The following is a 13,827-nucleotide window of genomic DNA, read 5'->3' on the forward strand; positions in this document are numbered from 1 at the left end:
TGACTTCCTTGCGGGGCAGCATCGAGGCGCCCGACAGGAGTGAAGCGGCGCCCTTCCATACGGACGCCGCCCCGGAGGTGTTCAGCGGTCTCACGAATTCCTCACGGAACCACCGTGCGACAGCGGCCCCAACCACCGCTTGGCCAGCGGAAGTTCACGGGAATCGTCGGTCATGTCGGGTCCTGCCCGGTCCGTGCCAGCAGTTTCGCCTCCACCTCCGGGTCCAGGCCCTTGCGGGTCCGGTCCGGGCGCCGGGGCGCGCTGCCGCCGATCTCCGTCAGCCACCGCCAGGTGTCCGCGACGGTCTCGCCCACCGGCCGGCACACCAGCCCCGTGGCCACCGCCCGCGACACGTCCGCGCGGTGCACGGCGTCGTACATCTCGCCGCCCGGCGGCACCCACACCGGCAGCTCGGTCCACGGCTCGATCCCGGCCTCCAGGATCGGCTCCGGGTCGGTCCAGCGCAGCTCCGCGTCCGCGCCGGTGACCCGCAGACACGCCTGGAGCAGCTCGCCCATGGTGGTGTGGCCGGGCGGGCTCACCAGGTTGTACGGCCCGGACAGCCCGCGCTCCAGCGCGCCGAGCAGCCAATCGGCGAGGTCGCGCACGTCGACGTACTGCACGGGCAGGTCCCGTGGGCCGGGGGCCAGGACCGGGCCGCCGCGGGCGATCCGGGTCAGCCACCAGGGCAGCCGGCCGACGTTCTCGTACGGGCCGAGGATCAGCCCGGCCCGGACCAGCAGCGAGTCCGCCGCGCCGAAGGCCCCGACGGCGGCCAGTTCGCCGCCGCGCTTGTCCCGCGCGTAGTCCGTCGGCCCGGCGTCCGCGGCGGCGCCCTCGACCAGCGGAGCGTCCTCCGCGCCCCCGCACGGCCAGGGCCAGGCGTACACCGACCGGCTGGAGACGTACGCGTACCGCCCGGCCCGGCCGCGCAGCAGCCGGGCCGCCTCGTGCACGGCACGCGGGGCGGCCGACCAGGTGTCCACCACGGCGTCCCAGCCCTCGCCGCCGTCCGCCGCGAGGGCGGCGAGGCCGCCGGGCGCGGTGCGGTCGCCGTGCAACGACCGCACTCCGGACGGTGGTCGGTGCCGTCCCCGGTGGAAGACGGTCACCTCCCAGCCGCGTCCGAGCGCCCCCTCCACCACGGCCCGTCCCACGAACTCCGTCCCGCCCAGCACAAGAAGTCTCATACCGGGATCGTGCCCGGCCCGGACCCCCGACGGCGCGGGGCTCTGCCGAGGGCAGAACGGCCGGTGGGGAGTGGGCGTTGGCGCGTGGACGCCGGAGCCGGGGGTTCCGCCGGGGGTCGTGCGGTCGTTGAAGCCGGGTCCCCGGGGCCGAGTGGTCGGCGGAGCCCGGGGCCCCGACGGGGTCGTACGGTTGTTTGAGTCGGCGATCCCGTCAGGGCCGTACGGTCGCCGACCGCCGGGCCCCCCGGACCCGGCGGTCGGCGAGACCCGGCCCGTGGGAGTTGGAGCCCTGTCGGTGGCGGGGCGGTCAGTGGGCCGTCGGCGGGGTGTACTTGTACCCGACCCGGCGCACCGTCTGGATCGCCTGGCGGTGCTCGGCGCCCAGCTTGCGGCGCAGCCGGGCGATGTGGACGTCGACGGTGCGGCCGTCGCCGACGTGGCCGTAGCCCCACACCGTGGTGACGAGCTGGTCGCGGGTGTGCACCCGGTGCGGGTGCGCCACCAGGTGCGCCAGCAGCTCGAACTCCAGGTAGGTCAGGTCGAGTTCACGGCCGTCGACGCTGGCGGTGCGCCGCACGGGGTCGATCCGCACCAGCGGTTCGGTGCCGGGGTCCGCCTCGGTCTCCGGCTGGTCCGGGACCGCGACCGGCAGAAACGGGGGCCGCTGGTCGGCCGGGACCAGCACCAGGTAGCCGACCATCGGCGGCTGGCCCGGGAGGGTCGGCAGGGTGTGCTGCGGCGCGGGCAGCCAGGTGGCGCCGGGCGGCAGGAAGTCAGCGACGTCCACCACCTCGTCCCGGTCGACGGCGCGCAGCCGGTGCCGGGTGCCGTTCGCGGCGGGGGCGGTCAGGGTGGCGGTGGACAGGGAACGGGAGGTCGCCATGAGAGGTCAGCTCTTTCGCGCGAGGAGTTCGTCGGAAGGTGCGGCGGCCGCGATTCGTGGTCGGGCGCGCCGGAGGACGTACGTCGTTCCGCGCTGGCCGAAGGCCGGGGTGTACGGCTTTAGAGGGCCCGCGCGTTCCTCGCGGGGCGACACACACGGTCGAAGTCGTGGTGCTGACGGGAAGGCCAGAACGGCTCAAGGTCGTGGCGACCCGTCGCGGTGATCTGCTGGAAGCCGGCCATGCGCCCATTGAAGCAGAGGCGTGCGCCGGGCAGGAGCCTCCTCTCACTGCTTGGACGCTTCCTTGGCGTGAAATTGACGTTGCGTCCACCCTGAACCCCGGCTTTCCGCGCTGGTCAGCGGCCTGCCACGGCCCATCGGTGGCCGGATCGCCGTCTCATTCTCCGGACAGCGGCGGGGCAAGGACGGGGCGTGACGCGCGCGAGGGGCGCCCGCCGTGACGGCGGGCGCCCCTCGGACGCGGCGGTACGGATCAGACCTGGCCGGCCTTCTCCAGCGCGGTGCAGCAGGTGTCCACCAGCAGGCGGGTCACCACGTACGGGTCGACGTTGGCGTTCGGGCGGCGGTCCTCGATGTAGCCCTTGCCGTCCTTCTCGACCTGCCACGGGATGCGGACCGAGGCACCGCGGTCGGAGACGCCGTAGGAGAACTTGTCCCAGGGGGCGGTCTCGTGCAGGCCCGTCAACCGCTCGTCGATGCCGGCGCCGTAGCTCTTCACGTGGTCCAGCGGCTTCGAGCCCTCGCCGAGCGACTCGCACGCGGTGATGATGGCGCCGTAGCCCTCGCGCATGGCCTTGGTGGAGAAGTTGGTGTGGGCGCCCGCGCCGTTCCAGTCGCCCTTGACCGGCTTCGGGTCCAGGGTCGCGGAGACGCCGAAGTCCTCGGCGGTGCGGTACAGCAGCCAGCGGGCCACCCAGAGCTGGTCGGAGACCTCCAGCGGGGAGAGCGGGCCGACCTGGAACTCCCACTGGCCCGGCATGACCTCGGCGTTGATGCCGGAGATGCCGAGACCGGCCTTCAGGCAGTTCTCCAGATGGGCCTCGACGATCTCCCGGCCGAAGATCTCGTCGGCGCCGACACCGCAGTAGTAACCGCCCTGCGGGGCCGGGAAGCCGCCCTCGGGGAAGCCCAGCGGGCGGGAGCCGTCGAAGAAGGTGTACTCCTGCTCGATGCCGAAGATCGGCTCCTGCGCGGCGAACCGCTCGGCGACCTCGGCCAGCGCGGCCCGGGTGTTGGACGGGTGCGGCTTCATGTCGGTGTCGAGCACCTCGCACAGCACCAGGACGTCGTCGCCGCCGCGCACCGGGTCGGGGCAGGTGAAGACCGGCTTGAGCACGCAGTCCGAGGAGTGGCCCTCGGCCTGGTTGGTGGAGGAGCCGTCGAAGCCCCAGATCGGCAGCGCGTCGAGACCGGCCGGAGCACCCGTGATGATCTTCGTCTTGGAACGCAGCTTGGCCGTCGGCTCGGTGCCGTCGATCCAGATGTACTCAGCCTTGAAGGTCACGGGGCCACATCCTTCGGGGGTGGGTCGGGTGCACCGGCGGGTGCTGCGGCGCTGCGGCACCGGTGCGCCGCTCGATCTGCCGGGCAGCCTGTCAACAGGCCGTTTCCCGGCCATTGCTCGTTTGTGAACCCCGTGTTACCTGGTCGTTCTGCGCTCCGGCTCACGTGGTGAGGCGGAGCCGGGTGGGGCAGGGGCCGTTCACTGCGCTCGGGCGGCGGCCTCGCGTACGCCGGTGAGGAAGTCCCGGATCGCCGCCCGCTGGTGGTCGTCGTAGCCGCGCAGCAACTGCGCCGACCGCTCGATCAGCGGCCCGAAGAAGGCCCAGCCGAGCTCCACCGCACGGTCCTCCACGTCGATCACGACTCTGCGCCGGTCCCGCTCCCCGCGCACCCGGCGCACCAGTCCCGCCCCCTCCAGCCGGTCGACGAGCGCGGTCGTACCCGCCGAATTGAGCCCGAGCACGCCACCGAGCCGCCCGGCGCTCATCTCCTCGCCCGCGCGCCGCGCGTCCATGAGCGCGATCAGGGCGCGCACGTCCGTGGGGTGCATGCCGTTCCGGTGGGCGAACCGGGCACTGTGCAGGCCGAGTTCGACGGTGGCGGCGCGCAGCAGGTGGACGATCTCCAGCTCGGGCCCCTCGGCGGGGCCGGACGGGGTGGACACGGAGGGCCTCCCGGCTATCATCTCGCTCGGCGAACATCTTGCTCAGCGAGATAATAAGGGGGCGGCGCCATGGCCGGACACGACGGCGGGGCGTACCGGGTTGCGTACGACAAGGTCCTGGCGAAGTGGCCCGCCGACCGCGAGGCGCTGACGGTCGCCACGCCCTTCGGCGAGGCCCACGTCAACGTCTGCGGCCCGCGTGACGCGCCGCCGCTGCTCCTGCTGCCGGGCGGCGGCGGAGCGACCTCCGCCTCCTGGTACGCGCAGGCCGCCGGCCTCGCCCGGATCCGCCGGGTGCACGCCGTGGACCTGCCCGGCGCGCCCGGGTTGAGCCGGGCCGGCGACCGCCACCCCCGTACGGTCGCCGACCTGGCCGACTGGCTGGACGCCGTCCTTGACGGCCTCGGTGTCACCGCGACCGACGTCGGCGGCCACTCCTACGGCGGCTGGATCGCCCTGCACCACGCGCTGCGCGCGCCCGCCCGGGTGCGCCGTCTGTTCCTCCTGGACCCGACCCAGTGCTTCGCCGGGTTCAAGACGGCGTACCTGCTGCACGCGCTGCCGATGCTGCTGCGGCCCGCGCCCCGCCGGGTCCGCGCCTTCCTGGAGTGGGAGACCGGGGGAGCGGCGCCGGACCCCGACTGGCTGGCCCTCCAGGAGGCCGCCGCCGGCTTCCCGGCCGTGAAGCCGGTGACCAGTCCGCGGCCGGCGCCGGACGCGCTGCGCGCCCTGCGGGTGCCGGTCCTGCTGCTCGTGGCCGCGAACAGCAGGACCCATGACCCTCACGAGGTGGTGGCGCGGGCCGGTGCGCTGCTGCCGCGCGTGGAGACGGCCGTACTGCCGGACGTCTCCCACCACGCGCTGCCGCAGACGGCACCGCCGGCCCTCATCCGCCACCTCACCGGTTTCCTGTCGGCTCCCTGAGCCTCACCCCACCTTCTCGATCACCGCGCGCCGGATGAGGAACTTGCCCGGTTCCCGGACCTGTTCGAAGGCGGCGTTGTTGAGCAGGACGCAACTGCCGGAGACGGACGTCACCTTCACCGTGGTGGACTTGTTGTTGTCCAGGTTGGTGACCTTCAGGGTCGTCCCCGCCGGGAACTGGTTGCTGGACGCGGCCGGGGCGCCGCCCTCGCCGGAGAGCGTCACGGTGGAGCCCTTGCACACCTGCTGGCCGGCGGCCTGCTGACCGCCGCCCTGCTGTCCCGCGCCCTGGCCCGCGTCGCCGCCCTGCGCCGCCTGGGAGCCCTGAGCCGACTCCCCAACGGTGCAGCCGGACGCCTTCTGCTGGACCTTGATCTGCTCGATGACCGCCTGCCGGTTGGCGATCCGGGCCGCCGACTGGGCGTCCGGTTTCGCCTTCTGGTCCGCGATGAACCTCTCGTTGTTGCCGAGGGCCGTGGCCAGCCCCTGGCAGACGGTCGAGTCCCCGGCGGACAGCGTCCTGGCGTTCTGCGGGCTCTGCGCGGCGTTGGAGGTGGACGCCAGGGCGAAGGCCCCGCCACCCGCCACCGCCGCGGCACTGACGAGCAGCGCGAGCTTCTTCTTCGTGCCGAGAGTTCTCCTGCGCGACATGCGCGCCTCCTGAAGAGGTAGGGGAGCGTACGCCGCTATGTACGAGATACCGAACGAGGTTACTCAGCGGTTACAGGAGTCACTGAAGTGACCTGCGTCACTGCGGAGTTGACCCGGCCTCAGCCCTTGCCGCTGTGGGAGATGGCCTCCCGTACGGCCTCCTCGCTGCGGGCCACCAGTGCCGTACCGTCGTCCGCGGTGATGATCGGGCGCTGGATCAGCTTGGGGTGCTCGCTCAGCGCGGCGATCCAGCGGTCCCGCGCGCTCTCGTCCCGCGGCCACTCCTTGAGCCCCAGCTCCTTGGCGACCGGCTCCTGGGTGCGGGTGATGTCCCACGGTTCGAGGTGCAGCCGATCGAGCACGGCCCTGATCTCGTCGGCGCTCGGCACGTCCTCCAGGTAACGGCGGACGGTGTACTCGGCCCCCTCGGCGTCGAGCAGGCTGATCGCGCTGCGGCACTTGGAACAGGCGGGATTGATCCAGATCTCCATGCCGCACACGGTACGCGAAACCCGTTCGGCACCCCCGTCACTGGAGCCCCGAAAGCCCTTGTGGCCAGGGGCTTTTGTCAGTGGTGGCCCGTAGAATAGAAGCAGTGTTCGAGGGTGCGCGCCGGACCCCGGTGCGTGCCCTGACCGCGACAGGAGGATGCCTGTGCCCGCTGCCGCCCTGAAGCCGAAGCCGTTGCCGACCCAGTCCACCGCCCAGCGTTCCGTGCTGTTCGACTCGCCCTACGAGCCCGTGGCGAAGCGACCGCTGCCGGCCGGCCGGCCGCGCGAGTGGTACGTCACGCACAACCGGCGTCTGAAGGCCATGCGCCTGGCCATAGCCCTGCTCGACTCCGGCGTGTATCTCCCGGACCAGGCCCGGAACGAGACGATCCGCGGCACGGCGGAGCGGATCGGGATGCGCCCGCCGTCCGACACCACGTGCCACATGGTGCGGGCACTCATGCGTTACTCCCGCTGAGCCGGCCGTGCCGCAGGGTGCCCCGCGTCACCGGCGCGGGGCACCCGGCACCGTCACGCCGTCAGTTCCCGCTCCAGCGGGGTCCGGAAGCGCGGGGTGACCCGGGCCGCGCCCAGCCAGTCGCGCAGGCGCTCCGCCTCCGCCGTGACCTCGGCCGCGGCCTGTCTGCGGACGCCCTCCTCCGGGATCCGCCAGACGATCTCGCCGTCCGCGCGCTGGGCCCAGCCGCCCACCACGCGGCCGTTCCACCACACCGTCGGACCCACGTTGCCGCTGCGGTCGAAGAGCAGGGGGCGCAGCGCCGGGTCCAGATACCAGTCGCGCAGCTGCCAGGCCATGGCCGTGGGGTCCAGGGCGGGCAGCAGCGCCGCCCAGGGCGCGCCGGGGCCCGTCACCGGCTCCGCGTCCCCGGCGTCGACGTATCCCGTGCCCTCGTCCAGGGAGACCTCCTCGGCGCCGATGGCCGCCAGCGCGCGGCGGACCTCCCGGAGCGTCCAGCCCGTCCACCACTTCAGGTCCGCCTCGGTCGCCGGGCCGCACGCCCGCAGCCAGTGCCGCAGCAGGGCCGCCTGTGCCCCGGCCACGTCCAGTTCTGGGTGGGGCGGCGCCGGCGCCCAGCGGAACCGGCTCGACGTCCAGGAGCCGAGCGGGCGGCCCCGGACCACCTTGCCCTCCACCCCGAGCACGCGCAGCAGACGGGTCGAGACCGTGTGGACGCCCTCGTAGCTCTTCCCGGCCGAGTGGACGAACCGTTCGCGCAGGCGGGGCTCGTCCGCCGCCAGCTCCGCCGCCGTCGCCTGGCCACGCCGGGCCAGCGCGGCGAGCGTGGCCTCCTCGACCTCCGCCAGCCACGCCGCGTCCGGGGCGCCGGCCGTCGCCATGTCCCGCAGCAGGGCCGCGCGCTCACGGGCGGCCACCGCGAGGCCCGTCGAGGCGTGGACGACGGCCGTCAGGTCCGCGGGGAACACGAACACCGTGTGCCGCATGCCGTGCATCCGCACCAGCGTGCGGTCCTCGTACAGCGCCCGTTCCGTCTCCGCCACCGCCTTGGCGGGTTCGGTCAGCCGGGCGGCCACCGCCAGGTGCACGGTCGCCGGGTCCGAGCCGTGCAGGGCGACCAGACAGCCCGCGACCTCCTCGGGCGTCGCCGCCCGTGCCGCCCCGGCCAGCCGGTGCCGCACGGCCAGCCGGGCCCGCCGCTCCCTCACGTCGACGTACCGCCGTCCCTCCGCCATACCGGCCTCCCCTTCGACTCACGATGCCGTGCCGCCATGGTCGCCGGTGCCACTGACAATGCGCGCGGGGCAGGGCACGCCTCGTGGCGCGCCCCGTCGCGCGCCCCGGAAAACGGGGTGCACGCACCGTCACGGTCTCCCTACGCTGGGCGAACGGAAGCATCCCCGCGACTCACCCCAGGAGGTCCGTCATGCGTGGCATTCTCGCGACCGGGACCGTCGTCCTGGTCATCCTCGGAACCGGAAACCGTCTCTGGTGGCTCGCCGCCGTCGCCCTGCTGTATCTGTACGCGACGCACGGCCGTGGCTCGCCCGGCACCACGCCGCCGGCCGGGACCGGCGCCGGTCCCCCGCCCGACAGCTACCGGGCGTACCGGGACCGCCGGGACCGGCAGGCGAAGTGGGAGCGCCGCTACCGCCGCGAGCGGCCCGTCGAGGCCCGGCGGCAGGAGCGGGAGCAGAGCAGGAAGTGAGCGGGGGCGTCGCCGGCCGTCACAGGCCGGGGGCGCCCCACACCGGGAACCAGCGGCCGAGGTCCTGCTCGATCCGCAGGTCGTTGTCGAGCGTGGCCTTGAGCTGGAGTTCCAGCGCGGTGTCCCGCCGCTCGGCGGTGCCGGGCAGCGGGGCGAACGGGTAGAAGGTGCCGCGCTTGTAGAGGTAGACGAGCGCCAGCTTCCGGCCGGTGCCGTCCGTGAACCCGGCCAGCGAGCACAGCAACTGCGGGCCGAAGCCGTTGACCTCCAGCGAACTGTTCACCGCGTGCAGATCGTTGACCAGTTCGGGCAGCTGGTCGGGGGAGCGCTGGGACACCAGCCAGGAGTAGCCGTAGGCGTCCCGGCGCAGCTCCACCGGCGGGCCGGTCCGGTCGACGTCCGCGTCCAGCAGCGCCTGCACCTCACGGTGCATCTGCTCGAAGGCCGCGCCCTCCACCGTGGCGAAGCACACCGCCCCTGCCCCGGTCGGCGTGAATCCCGCCGCCGCCTCCAGCGTCACGGCCGCCGACGGCAGCGCGAAGAGCCGGTCGAGATCGGGCGCCACCGGTTTCGTACGGCCCAGCAGGATGTCCAGCAGCCCCACCGGTCAGCCCGCCTTCCCCGGGGTGGCGGCCTCGCCCAGCTCCGCCGAGATCCGGGCCAGCTGCTCCAGCCGCTGCTCCAGGGTCGGGTGCGTGGAGAAGAACCGCTCGATGCCGGGCTCCCGGCCGGTCGCCGGGGTGAAGTAGAACGCGTTGAACGCCTGGGCCGTGCGCAGGTCCTTGGTCGGGATCCGCGCGATCTCCCCGGAGACCTTGGTGAGCGCCGCCGCCAGCGCCGAGGGCCGGCCGGTCAGGTGCGCCGCGGCGCGGTCCGCCGCCAGCTCCCGGTACCGGGACAGCGACCGGATCAGCAGGAAGCTGATCGCGTACACGGCCACCGAGACGCCCAGCACGGCGGCGAACACGGCGGCGGTGTTCTGGTCCCGGCGGCCGCCGCCGAAGACCTGGGAGTAGAAGGCGAACCGCACGATCAGGCCCGCGAGCACCCCGAGGAACGACGCGATCGTGATCACCGCGACGTCCTTGTGCCGCACGTGCGACAGCTCGTGCGCGAGCACGCCCTCCAGCTCCGCCGGCTCCAGCCGGCGCAGCAGCCCGGTGGTCACACAGACGACCGCGTGCTCGGGGCTGCGCCCGGTCGCGAACGCGTTCGGCATGTCCATCGCCGACACGGCGACCACCGGCTTGGGCATGTCCGCGATCGCGCACAGCCGGTCGACCACGGCATGCAGCTCGGGATACTCCTCCCGCTCCACGACCCGCCCGCGCATGGCGAACATCGCGATCCGGTCGGAGAACCAGAACTGCGCCACGAACAGCGCCCCGATCAGGACGGCGACCAGCACCCAGGACTTCAGCAGCACGATCAGTGCGGCGACGAAGCCCACGTACAGCAGCCCGAGGAGGAACAACGTGAGACCCATGCGCACGGTCAGTCGCCGATCGCTCCGGAACCGGCTCCGCATCTTGCATCACCCCGCAGTCAGGCACTCGTCCCGCTGTCCAGTGTGCACCTGCGGATGGCCATGAGCTGGTCCCGAACGTCCCCAGGAGCAGCAAAATGTCCCTGTGTGTCACCGGTGCGGTGCCGTGGGTCAGCCCAGCAGGGCGCGGCCCCGGACCAGCAGCCGGACGACCTCCGGTTCCGACCGGCTCCCCACTCCCCAGCGCAGTGCGCGCCGCACCACCGCTTCCGCCCGCGTCCGCAGCCGTTCGTCGGGACCGCCGAGCAGCGCCACGGCCGCCCGCAGGCGTGCGACCTCGCCGTGCGCGTACAGCAGCCGCCACGCCGACACCCGCACCCAGCGGGGGCGTGCCGGGTCCAGCCGCCGCACCAGTTCCTGCCCCGGCAGCCCGGCGGCCGACGGCAGCAGGGCGAGCGTGGCCTCGCGCACCACGCCGGGTGCCGGGTCGTCCAGCATCCGCCACATCCGCCGTACGTCCGTCACGTCCAGCGTCCGCAGCCCGGCCACGGCCCGTGCCCGCACCCCCGGTGCCGGATGATCCAGCAGCGGCCACAGCAGGGCGGCGTCCGCGCGCGTCCCGCACTCCGCGAGGCCGATCGCGGCACCGGGCGGCAGCACCGGGTCGGCGGCCCCGGCACAGCGCGCCCGGTACCAGGGCAGCGGATCGGTCCCGTGCTGCCGCAGGACGTAGCGGGCGCAGGCCCGCACCAGCGCCGACCGGTCCGCGAGGAAGTCCGCCGCCCGGTCCGGCCGGTCCAGCCGCCGCAGCGCGGTCACGCCGGCCGACCGGGCCCGCGGGCTGCGGGCGCCGAGCAGAGCGTCCAGCACCTCCGCCGCGGTGTCGTGTGTGACGGAGGTGAGCGCCGCGTCCGCGCACAGCGTCTGTACGACGGCGTCGCCGTCGCGGGCGGCGGCGCGGGCCAGTTCGGCGGGGGAGAGGAAGCCCTCCTCGACGGCGAGGCCGTACGCGAACCGGCGTACCGCACGGTCACCGGACGCGAGCAGCGGGGCCAGCCGCTCCCGGGGCGCCCGCCGCAGGACGTCACCGAGCAGGCCCATGGCGAAGTCGCCGCGGTGACGGTCGCCCAGGCGCCGGACCAGCGGGGCGAGCGGTGCGGCCGTCACGGCGTCCAGCGCCTCGGTGAGCCGGTCCCGGGCCCGTGCCCGCACCGGCTCCGCCCAGTCGGTGCACCGGACGACCACGAGGGGGAGCAGCGCCGGACGGCCGGCGACCCGGCCCAGCGCACGGTACCGGACCCTGCCGTCACGGTGGCACAGGGCGACGGCGAGCCGGGCGTCGCTCAGCGGATCGCCGGCGGCCAGGGCGGCGAGCAGGGCTCGCTCGTCGGCCGACCGCTCCCAGCCGTGGGCCGACGGCCCGCTCCACTCCACCGCCCGCACGCCCTCGTCCAGCTCCAGCCAGGCCGCCGGGTCGCCGGTGTCGAGCACGTCCGCCGGCGCCGCTCCCTCGACGAGGCGAAGTGCCGCCGCGATGCCCTCCCGCAATGTACGTCTCCTGTTCGTGTCGCCCGCTCGGTTCTTCCGGCTCGGCTCCCAGGGTCTTTCGTTCGGACCAGGCCGGATCAGGGAGCGGGTCTGGTGCCGTGCATCGCAAGGCGGAGGAGGGCGCCATGGCGGAGCCATGGCAACCGACGACAACGCGGCGAGGCGCGGTGCCAGGGCCCGCGAGCCCGGCATGATCCGAACGAGAGGCCCTAGTACGGCGAGCGCATCTGGGCATAGCCCAGCAGGACGATGACCACGGCCACGCAGCCGAGGACCACGGCCGTCGAGACCCAGGAGGACCGGCGCGGCACCGGGTCCGGGTCGGCGCGGAAGGGCGCCGGGTTCGGCGGGTTCTCCTTCCAGCGGGCGGCGAGCATGCGGGCCCGGGCGGAGGGCTCCTTGTGCTCGGCGGAGTTCGCCCAGGTGTGATCGAACTCGCGCTCCCAGTCGTTCTGTTCCGGCATCCCCGTTCAACCTCTCTCGTCCGTCACGGTCCGGAGGGATGATCTCCCGACAATAGGAAGTCTGGGAAGCGGGAAAGGTTGCACGGGGGCGGAAGCCGGTCAGCCGCAGCGGCGGAAACGGCTCCGGTACTCCGTGGGTGTGGTGTCGAGCGTGCGGCGGAACGCCCGGATCAGCGTGTCGGTCGTACCGAAGCCGCACGCGGAGGCGACGCGGTCCAGGGTGTCGTCCGTGGTTTCGAGCCGGTTCCGGGCCGCCTCGACACGGGCCGCCTCGATGTAGGCGGCCGGGGTCATGCCGAGCTCCGCCTTGAAGATCCGGGCGAGCTGGCGCTCGCTGAGGTGGGCGTGCCGGGCCAGGTCGGCGAGGGTCAGCGGCCCGGCGAGGTGCTCGGCGACGACATGGCGCAGGCCGGCCATGCGCGGGGTGGCCGAGACGGGTTCGACGGGCACGCTGAACTGGCTCTGCCCACCCGGCCGCTTCAGGTACATGACCAGCTGCCGGGCGACCCGCAGGGCGACGGCCTCCCCGAAGTCCTCGGCGACCAGCGCGAGGGCCAGGTCCAGGCAGGCGCTGATGCCCGCGCCGGTCCACACCCCGCCGTCCCGGATGAAGATCGGGTCGGCGTCGACCTCGACCGAGGGGTGCTCGGCGGCGAGCTGCCGGGCGGTCGACCAGTGGGTGGTGGCCCGCCTGCCGTCCAGCAGACCGGCGGCGGCGAGCAGGTGGGCGCCGACGCAGACGGAGGCGACGCGCCGGCTGCGGGCGGCGAGCGTCCGCACCCAGGCGACGACGGCGGGGTCGGCCAGGGCGTGCACCCGCCGCTCCTCGTCGACCTCGACCGAGCCCGGCACCAGCAGCGTGTCGACGGCACGCCCGGACGCGTCCGCGAAGGTGAGGTCGGGCAGCACCCGCACCCCGGCGGCGGTGGTGACCGGGTCCATGGTGGCGGCGGCCAGAGCCACCTCGTAACCGGTCTCCTCGCCGCTCTCGCGCCGGAACAGGGCGAACACCTCCGGCGGTCCGGTGACGTCCAGCAGGTCGACGCCGTCGAACAGCATGATCAGCACGAACCGCCGGCTCCCGCTCACGCCCTCCCCCTCCGGATGTCCGGATCTGCAAGTTACCTGACATTGCTGCCATGCGGGGCGGCTGCCTAGCGTGATCGCCGTACCCACGCCACCACCCGAGGAGGGGCTGCCATGCCCAGCACGACCCTGCGCGACCTGAACGGCCTCGACCAGACCCCGGCCTCGCTCGCCGGCTCCACGCTGATCCTGGTCGACTACCAGAACACCTACACCCGGGGCGTGCTGGAGCTGGCGGGCTGGGACGCCGCCCTCGACGCGGCGGCCGGACTGCTGGCGGCGGCACGGGACGCGGGCGCCCGGGTGATCCACGTCGTCCACGACGGCGGCCCGGGCACCCCGTACGACATCCGGGCCGAGATCGGCCGCATCCACCCCCGCGTCGCCCCCCTCGACGGCGAAGCAGTCGTCGTCAAGACCGCCCCCGACGCGTTCCACGGCACCGACCTCGCCGAGCACGTGGACGCCGCCGGCCACCAGGACGTCGTGATCGCCGGCTTCATGACCCACATGTGCGTCCTGTTCACCGCGCAGGGAGCGTTCCTGCGCGGCAACCGCCCCACCGTGGTGGCCGACGCCTGCGCGACCCGCCCGCTGCGGACGCCGCTCGGCGAGGTGACCGCGGACCAGCTCCACCACAGCGCCCTCGCCACCGTCGCCGACCTCTACGGCGTGGTCGTACCGTCGGCGCCCGCGCCGGCCTGAGCCCGACGAACGCCGAGGCCCCGCC

16 protein-coding genes are annotated in these 13,827 nt (G+C 73.8%); 4 read left to right on the forward strand and 12 right to left on the reverse strand.

Going from position 1 to position 13,827, the window contains the following annotated elements:
• Positions 1-170: 170 nt before the first annotated feature.
• From ACH4LD_RS04110 to ACH4LD_RS04125, 4 genes are all read right to left on the reverse strand, one after another.
• Positions 171-1,190 carry an NAD-dependent epimerase/dehydratase family protein gene (locus ACH4LD_RS04110; protein ID WP_398053546.1) on the reverse strand — a complete coding sequence of 340 codons (1,020 nt, stop codon included), beginning with the start codon at positions 1,188-1,190 and terminating at the stop codon, positions 171-173.
• A gap of 307 nt (positions 1,191-1,497) precedes the next feature.
• Positions 1,498-2,073, reverse strand: coding sequence for a winged helix-turn-helix domain-containing protein (locus ACH4LD_RS04115; protein ID WP_398053547.1), 576 nt, complete (start codon positions 2,071-2,073; stop codon positions 1,498-1,500).
• 493 nt (positions 2,074-2,566) lie between these two features.
• Positions 2,567-3,598 (reverse strand): glutamine synthetase, encoded by a 1,032-nt coding sequence (gene glnII / locus ACH4LD_RS04120; protein ID WP_398053548.1) that lies wholly within the window; start codon positions 3,596-3,598, stop codon positions 2,567-2,569.
• A gap of 198 nt (positions 3,599-3,796) precedes the next feature.
• On the reverse strand, positions 3,797-4,282 hold the full coding sequence (locus ACH4LD_RS04125; protein WP_398053549.1) for a MarR family transcriptional regulator: 486 nt from the start codon (positions 4,280-4,282) through the stop codon (positions 3,797-3,799).
• A gap of 48 nt (positions 4,283-4,330) precedes the next feature.
• On the opposite strand from ACH4LD_RS04125, the gene ACH4LD_RS04130 reads away from it, so the two are divergent.
• The gene (locus ACH4LD_RS04130; protein ID WP_398053550.1) at positions 4,331-5,185 is read left to right on the forward strand and encodes an alpha/beta fold hydrolase; all 855 of its coding nucleotides are present in this window, start codon (positions 4,331-4,333) and stop codon (positions 5,183-5,185) included.
• Between the two features lie 3 nt (positions 5,186-5,188).
• Here ACH4LD_RS04130 and ACH4LD_RS04135 read toward each other — a convergent pair whose 3' ends face one another.
• Positions 5,189-5,836, reverse strand: a complete 648-nt coding sequence (locus tag ACH4LD_RS04135; protein ID WP_398053551.1) for a hypothetical protein — start codon at positions 5,834-5,836, stop codon at positions 5,189-5,191.
• A 119-nt stretch (positions 5,837-5,955) separates the two neighbouring features.
• Positions 5,956-6,327, reverse strand: a complete 372-nt coding sequence (locus tag ACH4LD_RS04140) for an arsenate reductase family protein (RefSeq protein ID WP_398053552.1) — start codon at positions 6,325-6,327, stop codon at positions 5,956-5,958.
• Positions 6,328-6,490: 163 nt separating this feature from the next.
• On the opposite strand from ACH4LD_RS04140, the gene ACH4LD_RS04145 reads away from it, so the two are divergent.
• Complete coding sequence (locus tag ACH4LD_RS04145; protein WP_059263820.1) at positions 6,491-6,805, forward strand: hypothetical protein; 315 nt, start codon at positions 6,491-6,493, stop codon at positions 6,803-6,805.
• A gap of 53 nt (positions 6,806-6,858) precedes the next feature.
• Here the strand turns inward: ACH4LD_RS04145 and ACH4LD_RS04150 are convergent, their stop codons facing one another.
• A complete protein-coding gene (locus ACH4LD_RS04150) occupies positions 6,859-8,040 on the reverse strand; it encodes a winged helix DNA-binding domain-containing protein (protein WP_398053553.1) in 1,182 nt (393 codons plus the stop codon).
• Positions 8,041-8,231: 191 nt separating this feature from the next.
• On the opposite strand from ACH4LD_RS04150, the gene ACH4LD_RS04155 reads away from it, so the two are divergent.
• Positions 8,232-8,513 (forward strand): hypothetical protein, encoded by a 282-nt coding sequence (locus ACH4LD_RS04155; protein WP_398053554.1) that lies wholly within the window; start codon positions 8,232-8,234, stop codon positions 8,511-8,513.
• A 19-nt stretch (positions 8,514-8,532) separates the two neighbouring features.
• Here ACH4LD_RS04155 and ACH4LD_RS04160 read toward each other — a convergent pair whose 3' ends face one another.
• From ACH4LD_RS04160 to ACH4LD_RS04180, 5 genes are all read right to left on the reverse strand, one after another.
• Positions 8,533-9,117: a hypothetical protein gene (locus tag ACH4LD_RS04160; RefSeq protein WP_398053555.1), complete on the reverse strand. Its 585-nt coding sequence runs from the start codon at positions 9,115-9,117 to the stop codon at positions 8,533-8,535.
• Positions 9,118-9,120: 3 nt separating this feature from the next.
• A complete protein-coding gene (htpX, locus tag ACH4LD_RS04165) occupies positions 9,121-10,041 on the reverse strand; it encodes a zinc metalloprotease HtpX (RefSeq protein ID WP_132783788.1) in 921 nt (306 codons plus the stop codon).
• Between the two features lie 129 nt (positions 10,042-10,170).
• Positions 10,171-11,547, reverse strand: a complete 1,377-nt coding sequence (locus ACH4LD_RS04170; protein WP_398053556.1) for a hypothetical protein — start codon at positions 11,545-11,547, stop codon at positions 10,171-10,173.
• A gap of 209 nt (positions 11,548-11,756) precedes the next feature.
• Positions 11,757-12,011, reverse strand: coding sequence for a hypothetical protein (locus tag ACH4LD_RS04175; RefSeq protein WP_014672294.1), 255 nt, complete (start codon positions 12,009-12,011; stop codon positions 11,757-11,759).
• 99 nt (positions 12,012-12,110) lie between these two features.
• Positions 12,111-13,070: a GlxA family transcriptional regulator gene (locus tag ACH4LD_RS04180; protein ID WP_398053614.1), complete on the reverse strand. Its 960-nt coding sequence runs from the start codon at positions 13,068-13,070 to the stop codon at positions 12,111-12,113.
• Positions 13,071-13,211: 141 nt separating this feature from the next.
• Here ACH4LD_RS04180 and ACH4LD_RS04185 point away from each other — a divergent pair, with 141 nt between their 5' ends.
• Entirely contained in the window at positions 13,212-13,802 is a 591-nt protein-coding gene (locus tag ACH4LD_RS04185; RefSeq protein ID WP_132783791.1) for an isochorismatase family protein, read from the forward strand.
• The last annotated feature ends 25 nt before the right edge of the window (positions 13,803-13,827 follow it).

It is taken from the genome of Streptomyces sp. NPDC017676 (assembly GCF_044329325.1).
Taxonomy (GTDB): domain Bacteria; phylum Actinomycetota; class Actinomycetes; order Streptomycetales; family Streptomycetaceae; genus Streptomyces.

What these genes read in the sequence shown, in the direction of transcription:
- ACH4LD_RS04110 (WP_398053546.1), bottom strand. Translation starts at nt 1,190, where the DNA reads ATGAGACTTCTTGTGCTGGGCGGGACGGAGTTCGTGGGACGGGCCGTG.
- ACH4LD_RS04115 (WP_398053547.1), bottom strand. Translation starts at nt 2,073, where the DNA reads ATGGCGACCTCCCGTTCCCTGTCCACCGCCACCCTGACCGCCCCCGCC.
- ACH4LD_RS04125 (WP_398053549.1), bottom strand. Translation starts at nt 4,282, where the DNA reads ATGATAGCCGGGAGGCCCTCCGTGTCCACCCCGTCCGGCCCCGCCGAG.
- ACH4LD_RS04130 (WP_398053550.1), top strand. Translation starts at nt 4,331, where the DNA reads ATGGCCGGACACGACGGCGGGGCGTACCGGGTTGCGTACGACAAGGTC.
- ACH4LD_RS04135 (WP_398053551.1), bottom strand. Translation starts at nt 5,836, where the DNA reads ATGTCGCGCAGGAGAACTCTCGGCACGAAGAAGAAGCTCGCGCTGCTC.
- ACH4LD_RS04140 (WP_398053552.1), bottom strand. Translation starts at nt 6,327, where the DNA reads ATGGAGATCTGGATCAATCCCGCCTGTTCCAAGTGCCGCAGCGCGATC.
- ACH4LD_RS04150 (WP_398053553.1), bottom strand. Translation starts at nt 8,040, where the DNA reads ATGGCGGAGGGACGGCGGTACGTCGACGTGAGGGAGCGGCGGGCCCGG.
- ACH4LD_RS04155 (WP_398053554.1), top strand. Translation starts at nt 8,232, where the DNA reads ATGCGTGGCATTCTCGCGACCGGGACCGTCGTCCTGGTCATCCTCGGA.
- htpX (WP_132783788.1), bottom strand. Translation starts at nt 10,041, where the DNA reads ATGCGGAGCCGGTTCCGGAGCGATCGGCGACTGACCGTGCGCATGGGT.
- ACH4LD_RS04175 (WP_014672294.1), bottom strand. Translation starts at nt 12,011, where the DNA reads ATGCCGGAACAGAACGACTGGGAGCGCGAGTTCGATCACACCTGGGCG.
- ACH4LD_RS04180 (WP_398053614.1), bottom strand. Translation starts at nt 13,070, where the DNA reads ATGCTGTTCGACGGCGTCGACCTGCTGGACGTCACCGGACCGCCGGAG.
- ACH4LD_RS04185 (WP_132783791.1), top strand. Translation starts at nt 13,212, where the DNA reads ATGCCCAGCACGACCCTGCGCGACCTGAACGGCCTCGACCAGACCCCG.